This window comes from Gracilimonas tropica DSM 19535 (assembly GCF_000375425.1).
GTDB lineage: Bacteria > Bacteroidota > Rhodothermia > Balneolales > Balneolaceae > Gracilimonas > Gracilimonas tropica.
Genome location: NZ_AQXG01000005.1, coordinates 111,322 through 125,870, shown reverse-complemented (window position 1 = coordinate 125,870; position 14,549 = coordinate 111,322). Strand labels below are relative to the sequence as shown.

The following is a 14,549-nucleotide window of genomic DNA, read 5'->3' as shown; positions in this document are numbered from 1 at the left end:
TTTTCACATGTTTAAAAAATTACTTTCCACCGACTTCAATAAGTTTATCAGCCTTAATTATTCCATTTTTCTGTTACGTTTTGGCGCCGGAGCGCTGATCTTTACTCATGGTTTACCAAAACTCATGAAAGTTTTTTCCGGAGATTTTTCCTTTGGAGACCCCATCGGGATAGGGCCTGAGCTTTCTCTTATTCTCGCTGCTTTTGCGGAAGGAATCTGTGGCCTATTTGTAGCCGTTGGATTGTGGACCCGCTTTTCTGCCATTGTGTTAGCCATCAATATGTCTGTTGCCTTTTTCTTTGCTCATGCCGGTGACCCATTCAACACTAAGGAAAAGTCTCTCTTATTCCTGTTGATGTTCGTGGTTATCCTCTTTACGGGGCCCGGTAAATTCTCTGTTGATAACAAGATCTCTTGATTCGGCCCTGAATTTGTAAAAAACCGTTTAAACATTCGTTTTTCGCAGGTTTTGTTCAAAATTCAGGCATTATTATGCCTGAATTTTCATTACACAAACGACTATTAATTAGATCGGAGCAAGAACCTGTCATCATGAAATCAATTTTTAAGCTGGTTATTGCTGCTTGTATTCATATAGCGGGCAGTGCTTTAGCCTATTCTCAGGAAGCAAAGGTAACGGGAACAGTACTTGATAATGAATCCAATCCACTGGTAAACGCTACCGTGGCTTTGTATGAGCCGGATGGAGAAGAAATCATATCCGGTACAGCAACCGGTGTGGACGGCAATTTTACACTGGATATTGAACCCGGAACCTATGAGATCCGCATTACTTTTTTATCCTTCAAAGAATATTCCAGTGAGGTTACTTTATCTGAAGGACAGGCTTACAATTTAGGCTCCATTTCATTAGATCCCACTCAGGAAAGCCTGGGAGATGTGGAAGTTCAGGCAGAGCGTTCCTATATGCAAATGAACTTCGACAGCCGCAGCTTTAATGTACAGGAAGACATTACCAGTATGGGCGGCTCTGCTTTGGATGTACTCGACAATGTGCCTTCCATTACAACCGACTTTGAGGGTAACGTAAGTCTCCGGGGAAATCAAGGAGTGCAGGTTCTAATCAATGGCCGCCCCTCTAATCTGGTCAGAAATGGAACGGATGCACTCAGCAGTATTCCCGCCAGTTTGATCGAAGAGGTGAAAATCATCACGAATCCCTCTGCACGATATTCTGCCGATGGAACTGCCGGTATCATCGATATTATATTGGTTGATAATGCCGAACTTGGATTCAATGGAAGTGTTCGGGCCAATACCGGGTATCCACAGGATTATGGGATCGGTGGAAATTTTAACTATCAGCGCCGCAAAGTAAATTGGTTTTTGAATACGGAAGTTGAATATGAAAATCAGCCGGAAACCGGTCGTACATTTCAGAGCTTTAGTGCCGATACCACGTATGCCTACAGTGAAAGAACTGAAACGGATGAGATCGAACGTGAGGCAAATATCAATTTGGGAGCCGATATCTTTCTGCCGTACGATCAGATCCTAACCGTAGAATCTCGTATCAACCTCGAAAAACAAACTGAAGACCGAATTGCCCGCTATGTAGACTATGATCCTGATAATGATCGGGTCTATCAAACTATCAGTGAAAATTGGGATATCATTCGGCGCACCGATCGCAACATTTTAGAAGAACAGCGTGAAAGCGATTTTGATGTCAGAGCCCAATACGAAAAAACATTCAACGAAAACAGAGATCATCAATTAGTGGCCGATCTTGATTTCGAATTTGGCGAAGAAAACGGCAATACGGATTTTGATCAGGTGATTCAGCAGGGAACGGGAGATGAAATTCAACAACGCTCTTTTTCCGGAGAAGTTTACCGCGAGGCTCGTTTTGATATGGATTACGAACAACCTGTTGGTGAAGCCGGACGATTCGAAGCCGGCCTTCGTTTTAATTACGACTGGCAAGACAATGATTATCGGGTTGAGGACTTTCGAAACGGGCAGTGGGTCAATTCTCCCGATAATGCCGGCATTGCTGACAACTTTATGTACCTGGAAAGTGTGAATGCCGCTTATGCTATTTACTCCGGAGAGCTCGAGCCGTTCACTTACCAAATTGGTTTAAGGGCCGAGAATACGCTCATAGAAACTGAGTTGGATCGATCAGGAAATGAAAGTTCTCAAAACTACACCAATTTGTTTCCAAGTCTCTTTCTGTCCTATACGCTAAATGAATTGAATTCATTTCAGGGCAGTTACAGCCGTCGTATTTCCAGACCCTGGTCAGGAGAGTTACTTCCGTTTATTGAAATTCAGGATGAGCGTAACCGCCGTGCAGGCAACCCTAACCTGGAGCCGGAATTCAGTGATTCATATGAACTCGGTTATTTGCGATATTGGGAATCCGGCTCTGTTTTAACAAGCGTGTATTATCGCCACCGTACGCAGGTTGTAGAAGATGTCTCTATCATAGAAGATGGTATTACCACCCGAACTCCGATCAACCTTGCCACTGAAGATGCCTGGGGTGTTGAGTTTTCAGCTGACCAGGAATTATTTGACGGACTTCAACTTTCGGGAAGCCTTAACATTTACCGATCTTACCGGGAGGGGGCATACCAAGGGCGTAATTATGACAGTGAAGATGAGACGTTCACCAGCAGACTCCGTGTTCGCTGGCAATTCTTAGATGGTTGGAATTTTCAGTCTTACATCTTTTTCCGCGGAGCGCAACAAACTACACAGGGAACACGTGGAGCCCGATCTTTCGTAGGAAGCGGACTTTCTAAAGATCTTATGGATGGCAGGGCTTCAATATCACTGAATGTCCGTGACCTTTTTAATTCCAGAAACAGCGATCGCGAGATCATTGAACCCACTTCCTATACCAACAGTAAGTACAGTTGGTCGAGCAGAAGTTTCCGGCTGAACTTCCGTTACAATTTCGGCACTAATGAAAGTGGAAGTAACAGAAGATAGCTTTTAGTCTTTCTTAAGAAGTAAGTTAAAGGAAGTTCCGTTCTTACCTGATTCAAAAAAATACTGAGCTTTGATCTGCTCAGAAAGCATATGTATGAGCTTTAATCCTAAGGAAGAACTTTCTTTAGCTGAAAAATTATCGGGGAGCCCAACTCCATCATCTGTGATGGTAAGCCGCATATAGTCTTCTATGTCGGTTTGCACCAAAGAGATCTTGATATTGCCGCTTGTCCGGCCTTCAAAGGCATGTTTAAAAATATTTGTCAAAACCTCATTCACGATCAAAGAAGTAGGTAGTGTTTTGGAAATGCTCATTTTCAGCGGCTCACACTGAAAATTCAGATCTATATCTTTTTTACTCTTAAACGATTTGTGGATATTCTTAGCTAAAAGCTGAATTCGGTCACTGAATTCTATTTCATTGTAATCATTGGTTTTATAGAGTTGTTCATGAATACTTGCCATCGTATTAATTCGGGCAACGCTATCGAACAATCTTTTTAGAACTTCTTCATTTTCTTCATTTGCAGCCTGCATTTGCAGTAATCCTGTAAGTACCGAAAGATTGTTTTTTATGCGGTGATGAACCTCTGCCAGTAAGGTCTCCTTCTGTTTTAAGGAGTTCAGTATTTCTTCTTGCTTAATTTGCCGCTCTGTCACGTCCCTGGAGTTCGCAACATAACCTTTTACAGCCGGATCTTCACTTAGATTAGTAACGGTTGATTCCAGCCAGCGCCACTCGCCTTCTGAATTTAAAAACCTATATGGTTTTAACTGTGTGGTTTCTCTATGACTTAACCCTTCAAATTGGTTTAGCAACCGCTTTGCATCTTCTTCGTGGATATAATCAAAGGCATTCTTGCCTATTAACTCATCCGGACGAATTCCTAAAATGTGTTTCGAAGCCGGACTAACATATTTGTAATTGGCATCACCGTCCAGAATGGCGATCATATCCATCCCGTATTTTACCAAGGCTTTGAACCGGCGTTCATTATGTTCAAGATCTTCTTCTGCTTGCCGGCGATCCGTCACATTTTGACTGATTCCATAAAATCTCAAACAAACTCCTTCATCGTCATATTCAGGTTCTCCTGTAGCCCTGATCCAACGTTCGTCCCCCTGACCACTCACGATCTTAAGTTCTACATCAAATGGAATTTCCTTTTCAATGGCATCATTGGCTGCTTTGGCAAAAGTGTCTCTGTTATATCCTTCTTTAAACAGTTGAATGGTACTTTCCACATCCGGATCGTAATCAGGCCCAAAACCATGAACCTCTTTGGTTACATCCGACCAATACAACTCGTCATTGATCATATCATATTCCCAGGTTCCAATATGAGCCAGCTTATACGCTTTATCCAGCATTTCCTGTTCTTCCTCAACTTCAATGCGGGATAAAATCCGGTCTGTTTTTGACGCTACGTTTTGAACAACTACCTGAGCCAGTTTCTTTTCTTCTTCTAAAAAAACCCGGTCCTTTTTACAGTAAATAAACAGTTCTAATTCATCCTCTTCTTTGATGGGTGAAGATGCTTTTATATACCAATCACTTTTAGTGAATTCCCGGTTGGTAAAACTTTCCCCGTTCAACCTAAATTCAATCGACATTTTATTGGGATAGATCCACCCCTTATTGATCAGCTCAACCGCTTTATCCAATAGAGCGCGCACCGAAAGTTCTTGCTCATTTAGTGCTGATATATGATGAAAAAGGTCCGATTGCCTTTGAAGAAGAGACCGTAACTCTTCTTGCGATGTAATTTGTTTTATGTCCATCCGGTAGCCAGTAATATTTATCCCTTCCCGAAGGTAACCAAAAAGTACTTTAATGTTAAAGGCTAATAATCAGATACTTAAAACGTATTCTAAAAAGCGTTATCGGCTATTTATTCTTTTTTAAGGCAAAGTGTAATTTTTGGCTACTTGCTTGTATTCTTTCACTTCCTGATCAACCCAGGCTTCATCTTTTCCGAATTCTTGGGCGAGTAACTTTCCTACTTCGGGGGCCATTTCTATGCTTGCTTTGGCATCTAAGAAAAGAGCCCGGGTTCTTCTGGCTAACACATCTTCGATGGTTTGCGCCATTTCATTCCGAACCGCCCACACTACTTCAGCTTTCAAATAGGGAAGATCCGGATGGAGTTTTTCACCTAATTCCGGGTTTTCTTCGATGAGTTGTTTGAGCGCTACTTTATCAGATCCGTACACATACAGGTGATCATCCCGATCCACATTTTTGAGCCAGCCGTGAATGCGCAGATCTTTGGTCGGTGTTTCCTTGACATCCAGTCCGGCCACCATGGCAGCCTGATCAACCGTATCCTCCGCCATTTTTCGATACGTCGTCCATTTTCCGCCGGCAATGGTTACCAATCCTGATTCGGAAACCTGAATGTGATGACTTCTGGAGATCTCTGAAGTATCTTTGGCGTCAGGCGGTTTCACCAGTGGACGAATTCCGGCAAACACACTTTTTATATCTTCCCGCTCCGGATCTTTGGTGAGGTATTGAGCCGCATGTCGTAGTACAAATTCAATTTCTTCTTCAAGTGCGATCGGTTCCAAAGTAGCTTTATCAACCGGCGTGTCTGTCGTTCCCACAATCACTTTATCGTGCCACGGAACCGCAAAAAGAACGCGGCCATCATCCGTATGTGGAACCATGATAGCAGAATCTCCGGGAAGAAATTCTTTATCTAAAACAAGATGAATGCCCTGCGCATATTGAATGATCTTTTCATGCCCTTTTTCATCCATTTCCAAAATATCATCTGAAAAAATTCCTGTTGCATTTATAACCACCCGGGCGTTCACTTCAAGATCTTCGCCATTCAGCATATCGCGCACTTTCACGCCCTCAACAAATCCTTTCCCGTTTTTCTCCAGCCCGGTTACCTTCATGTAATTCATAGGGTAGCCGCCCTCGTCATACATCGTCTGTGCCAGATTGATTGAAAGTCGGGAATCATCAAATTGACCATCATAATAGATCACTCCTCCACGCAATCCTTCCGGCTCCAAAGTCGGGATCTTCTCCAGCGTTTTTTCTTTGGATAGATTTTTAGATTTTTTGATGCCCAGCTTCCCGGCCAAAGCATCATACACTTTCATTCCTACCCCATAAAAGGGACCGTTCCACCACTCATAACTGGGTACAATAAAGGACTGATGACTTACCAGATGAGGCGCATTTTGAATCAACAATCCGCGTTCGTGCAGGGCTTCAATCACCAGGGAAACATCTCCTTGTTGCAAATACCGAACTCCACCATGTACTAATTTCGTACTTCGGCTGGAGGTTCCTTTGGCAAAATCGTGCATTTCCAGAAGCAGCGTTTTGTATCCCCGCGCGGCTGCATCCACTCCAACTCCCAAGCCTGTTGCCCCGCCTCCAATCACAACCACATCCCAGTAATCATTGAAGTTTTTTATGTGATCTAAAAAATCTGTCCTGTTCATACTTTTGCTCCCTTTAGGTATTAAAGCTCATCAGTAGAATATTATAAAGAAAGAAGCGCACATTAAATTCCCCGGTAACGAAGTTGACATAGATTCATCAATCTTTCTTTGAAAATACTCGTAGTCCGGGCTGATTTCCCGAAATAAGTCATCCCAAAAAGCAGACAAAACCAAAGTATTATTTAAATCATATCTACTTTAATGTGAGAGAAACTATTTCATCTTTTTTTGGAAAGCATCTTGACCAATCTTATAAATTCGTTCTCCCTGATCAAAATCAAAAACGCCACAGGCATTTCTCGGAATATTGATCAAATGATCCGGCTTATACATTTCGATCATTAGTTCCGTGAGCCGGTCCTGTGTAAAACTGAACGTACTGTCCATTAATTCAATAAGAGAAAAGGAGTTTTCTTCGGCAGGAAGTTCGGACTTGGTTTTATTCTTTCTATTATTTTTGATGGCTTCAGGCAGCATCTTATCAAACCATTTTTGCATTTCCTCCAGCCGGTCCGGCTCAGGTGGTTTGTCGTACTTAGGATCAGCAGTTCCATTTAAATTTACCGCTACGATCTCAGCTCCCTCTTTTTTATCCACTAGATTGATGGGAAGCGGATTAAGCACCCCACCATCTACCAGTACCTGACCGTCTTCCACCACCGGCACAAAAAATCCGGGAATGGAAACCGAAGCTCTCAACGCTTTATACAAATCACCGGATTTGAAATGTACTTCCTTGTGATTTCGCATATCGGTGGCCACAGCCGTGAAAGGAATGGGAAATTCCTCGATCTTTTCCTCCCCGGTTACTTCCAGGTGCTTGGCAAAAAGTTTCTCGCCTTTCACAAATCCCTGTTTGGCGAAGGTGAAATCGAGCAGATCAAATACGCCTTTTTTGGTGAGACTGAATATCCATTTTTTGTACGCTTCCAAGTGTCCCGCTGCATAAATTCCGCCCACAACAGCGCCCATCGAACAGCCAATGACTTCAATAATTTCATATCCCGCTTTTTCCAACTCCTCGATCACGGCAATGTGAGCAATTCCCCGCGCACCACCGCTACCTAATACTAAATGGACTTTTTTATTGGGCATTTTTGATATGCTCTACAATCTTCTCTTTCTCCTGTTCCGAAAAATCGTTTTGATAGAATCTTAAAAATAGTTTTGCTCGTATTTCTTGTTCACTTAGTTCCGGACTTTCCTCAATAATTTGATTTTTCACCATCTCATACACCGAGTCGATCATATCTGCCCCCATTAGAAAACGTTCCTCTTCCGATTTTGAATGGATCATATTTCTTTGCATTTCTACTATATGTTTTGGTGTGTCTTTCATATCAAAGAATATGTATTCAGGTTCAATTCTTTACACCATTTCTTTATGTATGTGATATCTACATCGGAAACAGATAATAAATTTTCAACATCAGAAATTTGCTGGTCGCTTTTTAAATCTTGAATCCATTTTAGTTTTGAAATAATCAAATCTTCTATTGTAACAACCCAGACATCTACTCCAAAAATTTTTTTACTCACTCTTCTTTCAAATTCATTTATATGAAACGGAGTATTTTTTCTGATTATAAAATCAATTTTAAAGCTTGTCTGTTCATCTATAACATTGAACATCCGTCTATTTTTTATTTCTTCTTTCAGTCCCTCTTTATATATGTAATAGCCTTCCTTAAAAAGTTCAGCAATTTTATCGCTATCAGATACTTTAACATTAATCACAATGTCAATATCTCTTGTCATTCTTGGAACCGTATAAACATTCATTGCCACACTACCAGAAAGCATGTAAGCAATATCTTGCTTTTCCAAGCCCGTACAAACTTTCTTGAGTAGTTTTGATATCATTGAATTGTTATCCATCTCCCTAAATAAACGAAATTATCCCGTCTTTCACATCGGTCAGGCTTTCTACTTGTTCAAAGGGCTGAACCGATTCTCCTAATACAAACAGTGGGACTTTATTTCGCGTATGCGTTTTGGTGGACAGATCTTCCAGGTTTCCATGATCGCTGGTGATTACCAGCACATCTTCACTTCGCTTATTTTTGATGATGTGCAACAGAAATTCATCCAGCGGTTTGAGTACGCGCTTGGCATCTTCGTGCTTTTGTTTGTGACCCGCTTTGTCGGTGAGGTAATATTCATAGAGTACCAAATCATAATCCGGAACTACATTCAATAATCGCTGTGCGGCATTAGTAGGAGTGATTTTCGGAATATCAATCCCTAGTTTTTCGCGCCAGGCATTTTGCACGATCTCAGCCGTAAGTGCAGTTTCATTCAAAACATCTTCCGTTGAATTCAACTTCACACCGGCACTTTTGGTCATTAAAGTAGTGCAGCTCCAGCGGTTTCTTTTCTTGGCGTGTTCAAAAAAGATGGGCGGATATGCATTCATAAAATACGGTTTCTTTCCAGCTTCCTTCACCGCATGAAATACACTCTCTTTTTTCAGAAAGGGTTTGATCCCGGAATGCGGAAACGGCCCAAAATGCTTTCCAATTTCCTTCGATGCATTTCTTCCGGTAAAAAGGGCGGTCTGACCGGTTCCGCTTTGGGGTAATCCTTCCACGCCTAAATTCGCGTCAATAGGTTTGAAGAGTTGATTCTTTTGAAGCACTGGAGCAGCTTGGTTATTAAAAAATCCATCCGTCAGGATTTCAAAAGATTCATACCGGTTTTCAGTGAATGGATTTCCGGAGGAATCTTCTCCAAGCCCCACACCATCAATAAAAATGAAAATTACTGCCATTTTTTTTAACTAAAACAATCTTTTAAATGTTGTCATCCAGAGCGCCTGCAGGGTTTTATAAAGTATCATACGGTGAACGCGATGGATCTCAAAGTCTACACTGGCAATTGGTATTAAATGTTGAGATCCCTCGCGTAAGGAAGTCTTTTTTTTCAACATTTTGCCTGCTCGGGATGACACCATTTGGATTTGTAGTAATATTAGGTTAAAAAATCCTATTCCATCTCTTTGTGAACATCGAATTATCTAAAAAGTTCATAGGACTGATATTGTATTTTCCTATTTCTCTAATATAATAGTGACCGGGCCATCGTTTTCGAGTTTTACGTTCATCATGGCTCCGAATTTTCCGGTTTGGATGTTGAGGTCAGTATGCGTTTTGAACCATTGTATCATCTCTTCATACATGGGTTCTGCTTTTTCGGGTCGGGCTGCTTCGATGAAACTGGGTCGCGTTCCTTTATCGGAATTGGCGTATAAGGTGAATTGAGAAACGAGTAAAATTCCTCCACCCACATCCTGCACAGAATTGTTCATTTTACCTTCTTCATCTTCAAAAATGCGGAGTTTGGCGATCTTCCTGCAGATCCATTCCATTTGCTTTTTGGTATCGTCCTGATGAATGCCGATCAAAACTAAAAGGCCTTGCTCAATGGCTCCGGTAATTTCATTTTCTACCATAACAGATGACGATTTCACGCGCTGAATGACTGCTTTCATAAACTGTGGATATGTGGATTACTATGTGGATTACTCTTTGATAAAAGTTGGATAACTCAAACTGCCTAAAATTGTCAACAGGTTTCAACAATAAAATTACTCTATCAACAATTCGAAAGAATAACTTTTGGTGTGAATGATGTTCCGGCCACTTTTATGTTCAAAATATATAAACTTGTGGAATACTAATTTCGATTCTATTTAAGCTACTGATTTTTAAGAGTAAGTTATACACAAAACTATCCACATGTTTTTCGCACTCGCTGTATAAATCGGGATAAAAAAGTTATCCACTTATCCACATACTCTACTACTATTACTAAAACTTATAAATCCCATTCTTGTTATCTCTTAGGTGTGGAAAAGTGTGAGAAAAAGTTTCCAAAACACTCTGATAATCCTTCTATATTTGTGTGTTGTTAGTGAAGAGTGATGAAGTGATAAATGTTATCTCTCAAAAATGATTCCTTATCACTTTTCCAGATTAAACTTTTAGTGTTTTAGAGATTTAGTGGCAATACCATGAGCAATAAAAAACCAATGACTTACAAAGATTCCGGAGTGGATATCAAAGCCGGAGAGGAAATGGTAGAATCTATCAAGGGTGTGGTTAAAGATACCCATGGACCGGAGGTGCTCTCCAATATTGGAGGTTTTGGAGGATTCTTTCGTCCGGATCTCGGCTCCTACCAAAAGCCGGTTTTTGTGAGTTCTGTAGATGGAGTGGGAACCAAGCTGATCGTTGCTTTTAAAGCCGGTCGATACAACACGGTGGGACAGGATCTCGTGAATCACTGCGTAAATGATATTGCCGTTTGTGGAGCAAAGCCGCTGTTCTTTCTCGATTATTTTTCTACGGGGAAATTGGAGCAGCATGTAGGCGTGGACGTAGTCAAAGGATTTGCTAAAGCCTGTAAAGATAATGGCGTAGCACTGATCGGAGGCGAAACTGCCGAGATGCCGGATATTTATGATGCGGGAGAATTCGATCTGGCCGGAACCATCGTGGGCATTGTGGATGAAGAAAAAGTCATCAACGGATCTGATATCGAAAGAGGAGATGTGTTGCTCGGCTTTAAAAGCTCCGGATTACATACCAACGGATATTCCCTGGCCCGAAAAGTGTTGTTCAGCAAATACAAAGTTGAGAATTATGTGGAAGATTTGGGTAGCACGGTTGGAGATGAATTGTTAAAAGTGCATAGATCGTATTTGTCGCTGATCACAGCATTGAAAGAGTTGGATGGCGTAAATGGGTTTTCCCACATCACGGGCGGCGGAATTGTAGGAAACACCAAACGCATTTTACCGGAAGGATTGAAGCTGGATATCAACTGGAAAGGCTGGGAACGACCTCCGGTTTATAATTTGATTCAGGAAATCGGCAACGTCCCCGAAGAAGATATGCAAGCCACTTTTAATCTTGGAATTGGATTGATTGCGGTTGTTTCTGAGAGTGAAGTGGATACGGTGAAAGCTAAAGCTAAGGAATTGGGAGAAGAGGTTTTTGAAGTTGGGGCGATAATTTAAAATTCTAAATAATGAATTTTGGATTTGCACTCGCTCCATACGCTCTGCGTTGGAGTGTACTGTAGGCTCATCAATTAGAAACCATGATTTTTTGGATTTAAGGATTCACAGTATTTCTGCTTTAATCAGTAAAACCCAAAAATCCTTCCAATAAAGGTTCAAAAGAGAACATTTGGCAATCGTCTTAAAATTGCATTTTATTCCCTTCCTTGCGATAATAGATGAGACTAAATAGGAAAATCATGGAAAAGGCCGTACTTAAAAAAGAGATTAACGAATTGTTGAATGAACTCCCTGAAGATGCTACTTGGAATGATGTGATGTATAAAATTTACGTCCGACAGTCGATAGAACAGGGATTAGAAGATATAGAAGAAGGCAGAGTAATTTCTCATGAAGAGCTAAAGAAAAAGTTTGCTGATAAACTTTCGGTGTAAATGAAAATTATCTGGTCTAAAAAATCAGAAAAGCAATTAGATCAAATCTATGATTACATAGCTCAAGATTCTCCTTTTTATGCCAATTCAACCATTTTAGAGATAATAAACCGAGCTGAAAAAGTAGTTACCCAACCTTTACAGGGAAGAATAGTACCCGAATATAAAAAGGATTCCATAAGAGAGGTCTTTGTACATCCTTACCGAATAATGTATGAAGTGAGAGAAGAAGTTCTATTTGTTTTAACAGTTGTTCATGAGGCAAGAATGCCACCTAAGAAGTTGTAAATTCTAAAGTATCAACTTATCTCGCTCCATACGCTCTGCGTTGGAGTGTAGTTGTTGGCTCATCAGTTATTAAAATATCCATTGGTTCCAACGCAGAGCGTGTGGAACCAGTCAGCATAAGAACTCAGCGAGCATTCAACAAATTCTTATCATCCGCGTTCCAATCCCATTTCTAAAAAAGCCCAACCAACCCTATCTTCGGGCTGAATTTTATTCCAAAAATTTCAGGTAGAACATGATCAATCGGTTCAGGGCTTTTGTGCGGGCTAACCAGCGGTATTTGCCGGTGGTCTTTTTTATGGTCGGATTTTTGTGGGATTCACTCACACTCGGCCGTATCGATCGGCTGTATGATCAAATCATTTTATCTACCTATCTCACTTCACTTACCATTTGTCTCTACTTGTTTAATCTTTCCGGCGATGATAAATGGAAAGGCACTTTTTTTGAGAAATATGAGGATTATCTCCCACTGGCTATTCAGTTTTTCCTGGGAGGATTATGCAGTGCCTATGTGATCTATTTTTCCCGCAGCGTTTCCTTTTCAAAGACCATCAGTTTTTTCATCATTTTAGTGGTTTTGCTGTTTGCCAATGAACTTCTGAAAAAACGAATATCCAATAAATATCTTCAGTTTAGTGCCTACTTTTTTGTGAATTTCACCTTCTTCACGTTTTTCATTCCGGTGCTGGTGAAGAGTATGAATACGTTTTTGTTTATGCTTTCGGGAACCATCAGCCTGAGTATTACCTTGGCGCTCATCATTTATATATATAATACCAGTCCTTCTACCCAAAAGGAGATTAGCATGGGACGGATGTCAGGATTGATCCTTGGGATCTATCTTCTCATCAACACCTTTTATTTTTTCAACTTGATACCACCGGTGCCTTTGGCGATGGAGTCAGGATTGGTGGCTCATAATGTAGAACGAAATATTGAAACTGATGAATATTTTGTGACCTACGAACAGAATCCCTGGTATAAAATCTGGCGCGATAATCAGTATCAATATCATCATAAACCCGGTGATAGTTTATTTGTGTTTACGTCTATTTTTGCCCCTTCCGATCTCAAGGAATCGGTAATGCATCGCTGGAAATGGTTTAGTCCTTATACTAATAAATGGGAAGTTATCGATGAGATCGGATTCGAAATAACGGGGGGGCGTGAAGGTGGATTTCGCGGATATACTTACAAATCGAATATGATGGAAGGGAAGTGGAAGGTTGATGTAGTAACCAACGATGAACTGGTATTAGGAATCATAAACTTTGAGATCATTCAGGATTCAACAACTTATACCGGATCATTGGCAACCAAAGTTTTTTAAGAATATTTTATGGATGATCCTCAAAAAGAATCACCCGAAGACCGGTCTTTTTTAGAACTTTCCTCGTTGAAGTTGCTGATCTTATCGTTGGTTTCGGCTAATATATATGTGTTTTTCTCCTTCCTGATCATACGCTATTGGCACGAGGGAGGTATATTTGAAGTTTTTGGAAGTAATTTTTCAATAGGACAACAGATGGGTCTTGGTACCGGTGTTGGTCTGATTTTAGCAGCTATTATTTATTTTGTGATTACCCGGACTTCAGTGAAAGATGTCCTTTCTGATTTTTCAGTCTTCAATGCTTTGTCGAACGCCAACTTTTCTTTCTTTGATAACACTCAGGTATCGCTATTTGCCGGGGCAGGGGAAGAGTTATTATTTCGCGGTGCAATTCAACCTGTTCTTGGCAATACACTTACATCCATCATTTTTATAGGAATTCACGGTTATTTTAAATTTAAGTCCCCGATTCACATTGCATTTGGTGCGATGATGTTTGGGCTCAGTTTTACACTTGGGCTTCTTTTTGAGCACATCGGTTTATTTGCCGCAATGGCCGCTCATGCCGTTTATGATTTGGTGATGTTGGTGGCAATTCAGCGGAATGATTAGGGGATATTTGATATCTGGAAGACGGAGTTTCCAAGACGGCATTCCCAAGCAGGAGTTAGGGAATGAGTTATTGAATCCGTCTTATCTGCGTTCCATTCCAAAATTTCTATGCTCCCGAATAATAGGCTTGAGAATGTCATCCAACCCGTTGGTTTTTATTTCGAACATCGTGGCTAAATATTGACCCAGTTGTCCTTTTGGAAATCCCTGTCTCGAAAACCATTCCAGGTAATGCACTGGCAAACTGGTGATATACCGATCCTTGTACTGTCCAAAAGGCATTTTAGCTTGCACCAGTTTTATGAGGAAAGTAGAATCGTACATTACATTTTCTGAGCTATGAGCATAATGTTCAGTATTTGCATCACAAAATGAAAAATAGTAATTAAAGTAATGGTAATGGAGTGCATTAATATTTAAACAGAATCATTAT

Annotated in this window: 15 protein-coding genes; 7 read left to right on the top strand and 8 right to left on the bottom strand. The window is 40.8% G+C overall.

Annotated elements, in window-relative coordinates:
* Positions 1–7 precede the first annotated feature (7 nt).
* Together B151_RS0110120 and B151_RS0110115 are read left to right on the top strand one after the other, a co-directional pair.
* The gene (locus B151_RS0110120; RefSeq protein ID WP_040516907.1) at positions 8–418 is read left to right on the top strand and encodes a DoxX family protein; all 411 of its coding nucleotides are present in this window, start codon (positions 8–10) and stop codon (positions 416–418) included.
* 134 nt (positions 419–552) lie between these two features.
* Positions 553–2,961: a TonB-dependent receptor gene (locus B151_RS0110115; protein ID WP_020403514.1), complete on the top strand. Its 2,409-nt coding sequence runs from the start codon at positions 553–555 to the stop codon at positions 2,959–2,961.
* A gap of 3 nt (positions 2,962–2,964) precedes the next feature.
* Here B151_RS0110115 and B151_RS0110110 read toward each other — a convergent pair whose 3' ends face one another.
* The 7 genes from B151_RS0110110 to dtd all read right to left on the bottom strand — a co-directional run bounded on the left by B151_RS0110110 (position 2,965) and on the right by dtd (position 9,916).
* A complete protein-coding gene (locus tag B151_RS0110110; protein WP_020403513.1) occupies positions 2,965–4,743 on the bottom strand; it encodes a sensor histidine kinase in 1,779 nt (592 codons plus the stop codon).
* 120 nt (positions 4,744–4,863) lie between these two features.
* Positions 4,864–6,426, bottom strand: a complete 1,563-nt coding sequence (locus tag B151_RS0110105; protein WP_020403512.1) for a glycerol-3-phosphate dehydrogenase/oxidase — start codon at positions 6,424–6,426, stop codon at positions 4,864–4,866.
* 213 nt (positions 6,427–6,639) lie between these two features.
* Entirely contained in the window at positions 6,640–7,521 is an 882-nt protein-coding gene (locus B151_RS0110100; RefSeq protein WP_020403511.1) for a patatin-like phospholipase family protein, read from the bottom strand.
* Positions 7,511–7,765 carry a hypothetical protein gene (locus B151_RS0110095; protein WP_020403510.1) on the bottom strand — a complete coding sequence of 85 codons (255 nt, stop codon included), beginning with the start codon at positions 7,763–7,765 and terminating at the stop codon, positions 7,511–7,513. The genes B151_RS0110100 and B151_RS0110095 overlap by 11 nt, the downstream gene beginning before the upstream one ends.
* A complete protein-coding gene (locus B151_RS0110090) occupies positions 7,762–8,253 on the bottom strand; it encodes a nucleotidyl transferase AbiEii/AbiGii toxin family protein (protein ID WP_169332207.1) in 492 nt (163 codons plus the stop codon). The genes B151_RS0110095 and B151_RS0110090 overlap by 4 nt, the downstream gene beginning before the upstream one ends.
* 55 nt (positions 8,254–8,308) lie before the next feature.
* Positions 8,309–9,196: an alkaline phosphatase family protein gene (locus tag B151_RS0110085; protein ID WP_020403508.1), complete on the bottom strand. Its 888-nt coding sequence runs from the start codon at positions 9,194–9,196 to the stop codon at positions 8,309–8,311.
* A 279-nt stretch (positions 9,197–9,475) separates the two neighbouring features.
* Positions 9,476–9,916, bottom strand: coding sequence for a D-aminoacyl-tRNA deacylase (gene dtd / locus B151_RS0110080; RefSeq protein WP_020403507.1), 441 nt, complete (start codon positions 9,914–9,916; stop codon positions 9,476–9,478).
* Between the two features lie 540 nt (positions 9,917–10,456).
* Here dtd and purM point away from each other — a divergent pair.
* The 5 genes from purM to B151_RS19555 all read left to right on the top strand — a co-directional run bounded on the left by purM (position 10,457) and on the right by B151_RS19555 (position 14,116).
* Positions 10,457–11,446, top strand: a complete 990-nt coding sequence (purM, locus tag B151_RS0110075; protein ID WP_020403506.1) for a phosphoribosylformylglycinamidine cyclo-ligase — start codon at positions 10,457–10,459, stop codon at positions 11,444–11,446.
* 242 nt (positions 11,447–11,688) lie between these two features.
* On the top strand, positions 11,689–11,883 hold the full coding sequence (locus B151_RS0110070; RefSeq protein WP_020403505.1) for a hypothetical protein: 195 nt from the start codon (positions 11,689–11,691) through the stop codon (positions 11,881–11,883).
* The gene (locus B151_RS0110065) at positions 11,884–12,171 is read left to right on the top strand and encodes a type II toxin-antitoxin system RelE/ParE family toxin (protein ID WP_020403504.1); all 288 of its coding nucleotides are present in this window, start codon (positions 11,884–11,886) and stop codon (positions 12,169–12,171) included. It abuts the gene before it with no gap.
* A gap of 235 nt (positions 12,172–12,406) precedes the next feature.
* On the top strand, positions 12,407–13,504 hold the full coding sequence (locus B151_RS0110060; protein ID WP_020403503.1) for a DUF2914 domain-containing protein: 1,098 nt from the start codon (positions 12,407–12,409) through the stop codon (positions 13,502–13,504).
* A 9-nt stretch (positions 13,505–13,513) separates the two neighbouring features.
* A complete protein-coding gene (locus tag B151_RS19555; protein WP_020403502.1) occupies positions 13,514–14,116 on the top strand; it encodes a CPBP family intramembrane glutamic endopeptidase in 603 nt (200 codons plus the stop codon).
* A gap of 81 nt (positions 14,117–14,197) precedes the next feature.
* On the opposite strand, the gene B151_RS0110050 is transcribed toward B151_RS19555, so the two are convergent.
* Positions 14,198–14,440 carry a DUF3820 family protein gene (locus B151_RS0110050; RefSeq protein WP_020403501.1) on the bottom strand — a complete coding sequence of 81 codons (243 nt, stop codon included), beginning with the start codon at positions 14,438–14,440 and terminating at the stop codon, positions 14,198–14,200.
* Between the last annotated feature and the right edge of the window lie 109 nt (positions 14,441–14,549).

What these genes read in the sequence shown, in the direction of transcription:
- purM (WP_020403506.1), top strand. Translation starts at nt 10,457, where the DNA reads ATGACTTACAAAGATTCCGGAGTGGATATCAAAGCCGGAGAGGAAATG.
- B151_RS0110065 (WP_020403504.1), top strand. Translation starts at nt 11,884, where the DNA reads ATGAAAATTATCTGGTCTAAAAAATCAGAAAAGCAATTAGATCAAATC.
- B151_RS0110100 (WP_020403511.1), bottom strand. Translation starts at nt 7,521, where the DNA reads ATGCCCAATAAAAAAGTCCATTTAGTATTAGGTAGCGGTGGTGCGCGG.
- B151_RS0110095 (WP_020403510.1), bottom strand. Translation starts at nt 7,765, where the DNA reads ATGAAAGACACACCAAAACATATAGTAGAAATGCAAAGAAATATGATC.
- B151_RS0110070 (WP_020403505.1), top strand. Translation starts at nt 11,689, where the DNA reads ATGGAAAAGGCCGTACTTAAAAAAGAGATTAACGAATTGTTGAATGAA.
- B151_RS0110085 (WP_020403508.1), bottom strand. Translation starts at nt 9,196, where the DNA reads ATGGCAGTAATTTTCATTTTTATTGATGGTGTGGGGCTTGGAGAAGAT.
- B151_RS0110105 (WP_020403512.1), bottom strand. Translation starts at nt 6,426, where the DNA reads ATGAACAGGACAGATTTTTTAGATCACATAAAAAACTTCAATGATTAC.
- B151_RS19555 (WP_020403502.1), top strand. Translation starts at nt 13,514, where the DNA reads ATGGATGATCCTCAAAAAGAATCACCCGAAGACCGGTCTTTTTTAGAA.
- B151_RS0110110 (WP_020403513.1), bottom strand. Translation starts at nt 4,743, where the DNA reads ATGGACATAAAACAAATTACATCGCAAGAAGAGTTACGGTCTCTTCTT.
- dtd (WP_020403507.1), bottom strand. Translation starts at nt 9,916, where the DNA reads ATGAAAGCAGTCATTCAGCGCGTGAAATCGTCATCTGTTATGGTAGAA.
- B151_RS0110050 (WP_020403501.1), bottom strand. Translation starts at nt 14,440, where the DNA reads ATGTACGATTCTACTTTCCTCATAAAACTGGTGCAAGCTAAAATGCCT.
- B151_RS0110060 (WP_020403503.1), top strand. Translation starts at nt 12,407, where the DNA reads ATGATCAATCGGTTCAGGGCTTTTGTGCGGGCTAACCAGCGGTATTTG.
- B151_RS0110120 (WP_040516907.1), top strand. Translation starts at nt 8, where the DNA reads ATGTTTAAAAAATTACTTTCCACCGACTTCAATAAGTTTATCAGCCTT.
- B151_RS0110115 (WP_020403514.1), top strand. Translation starts at nt 553, where the DNA reads ATGAAATCAATTTTTAAGCTGGTTATTGCTGCTTGTATTCATATAGCG.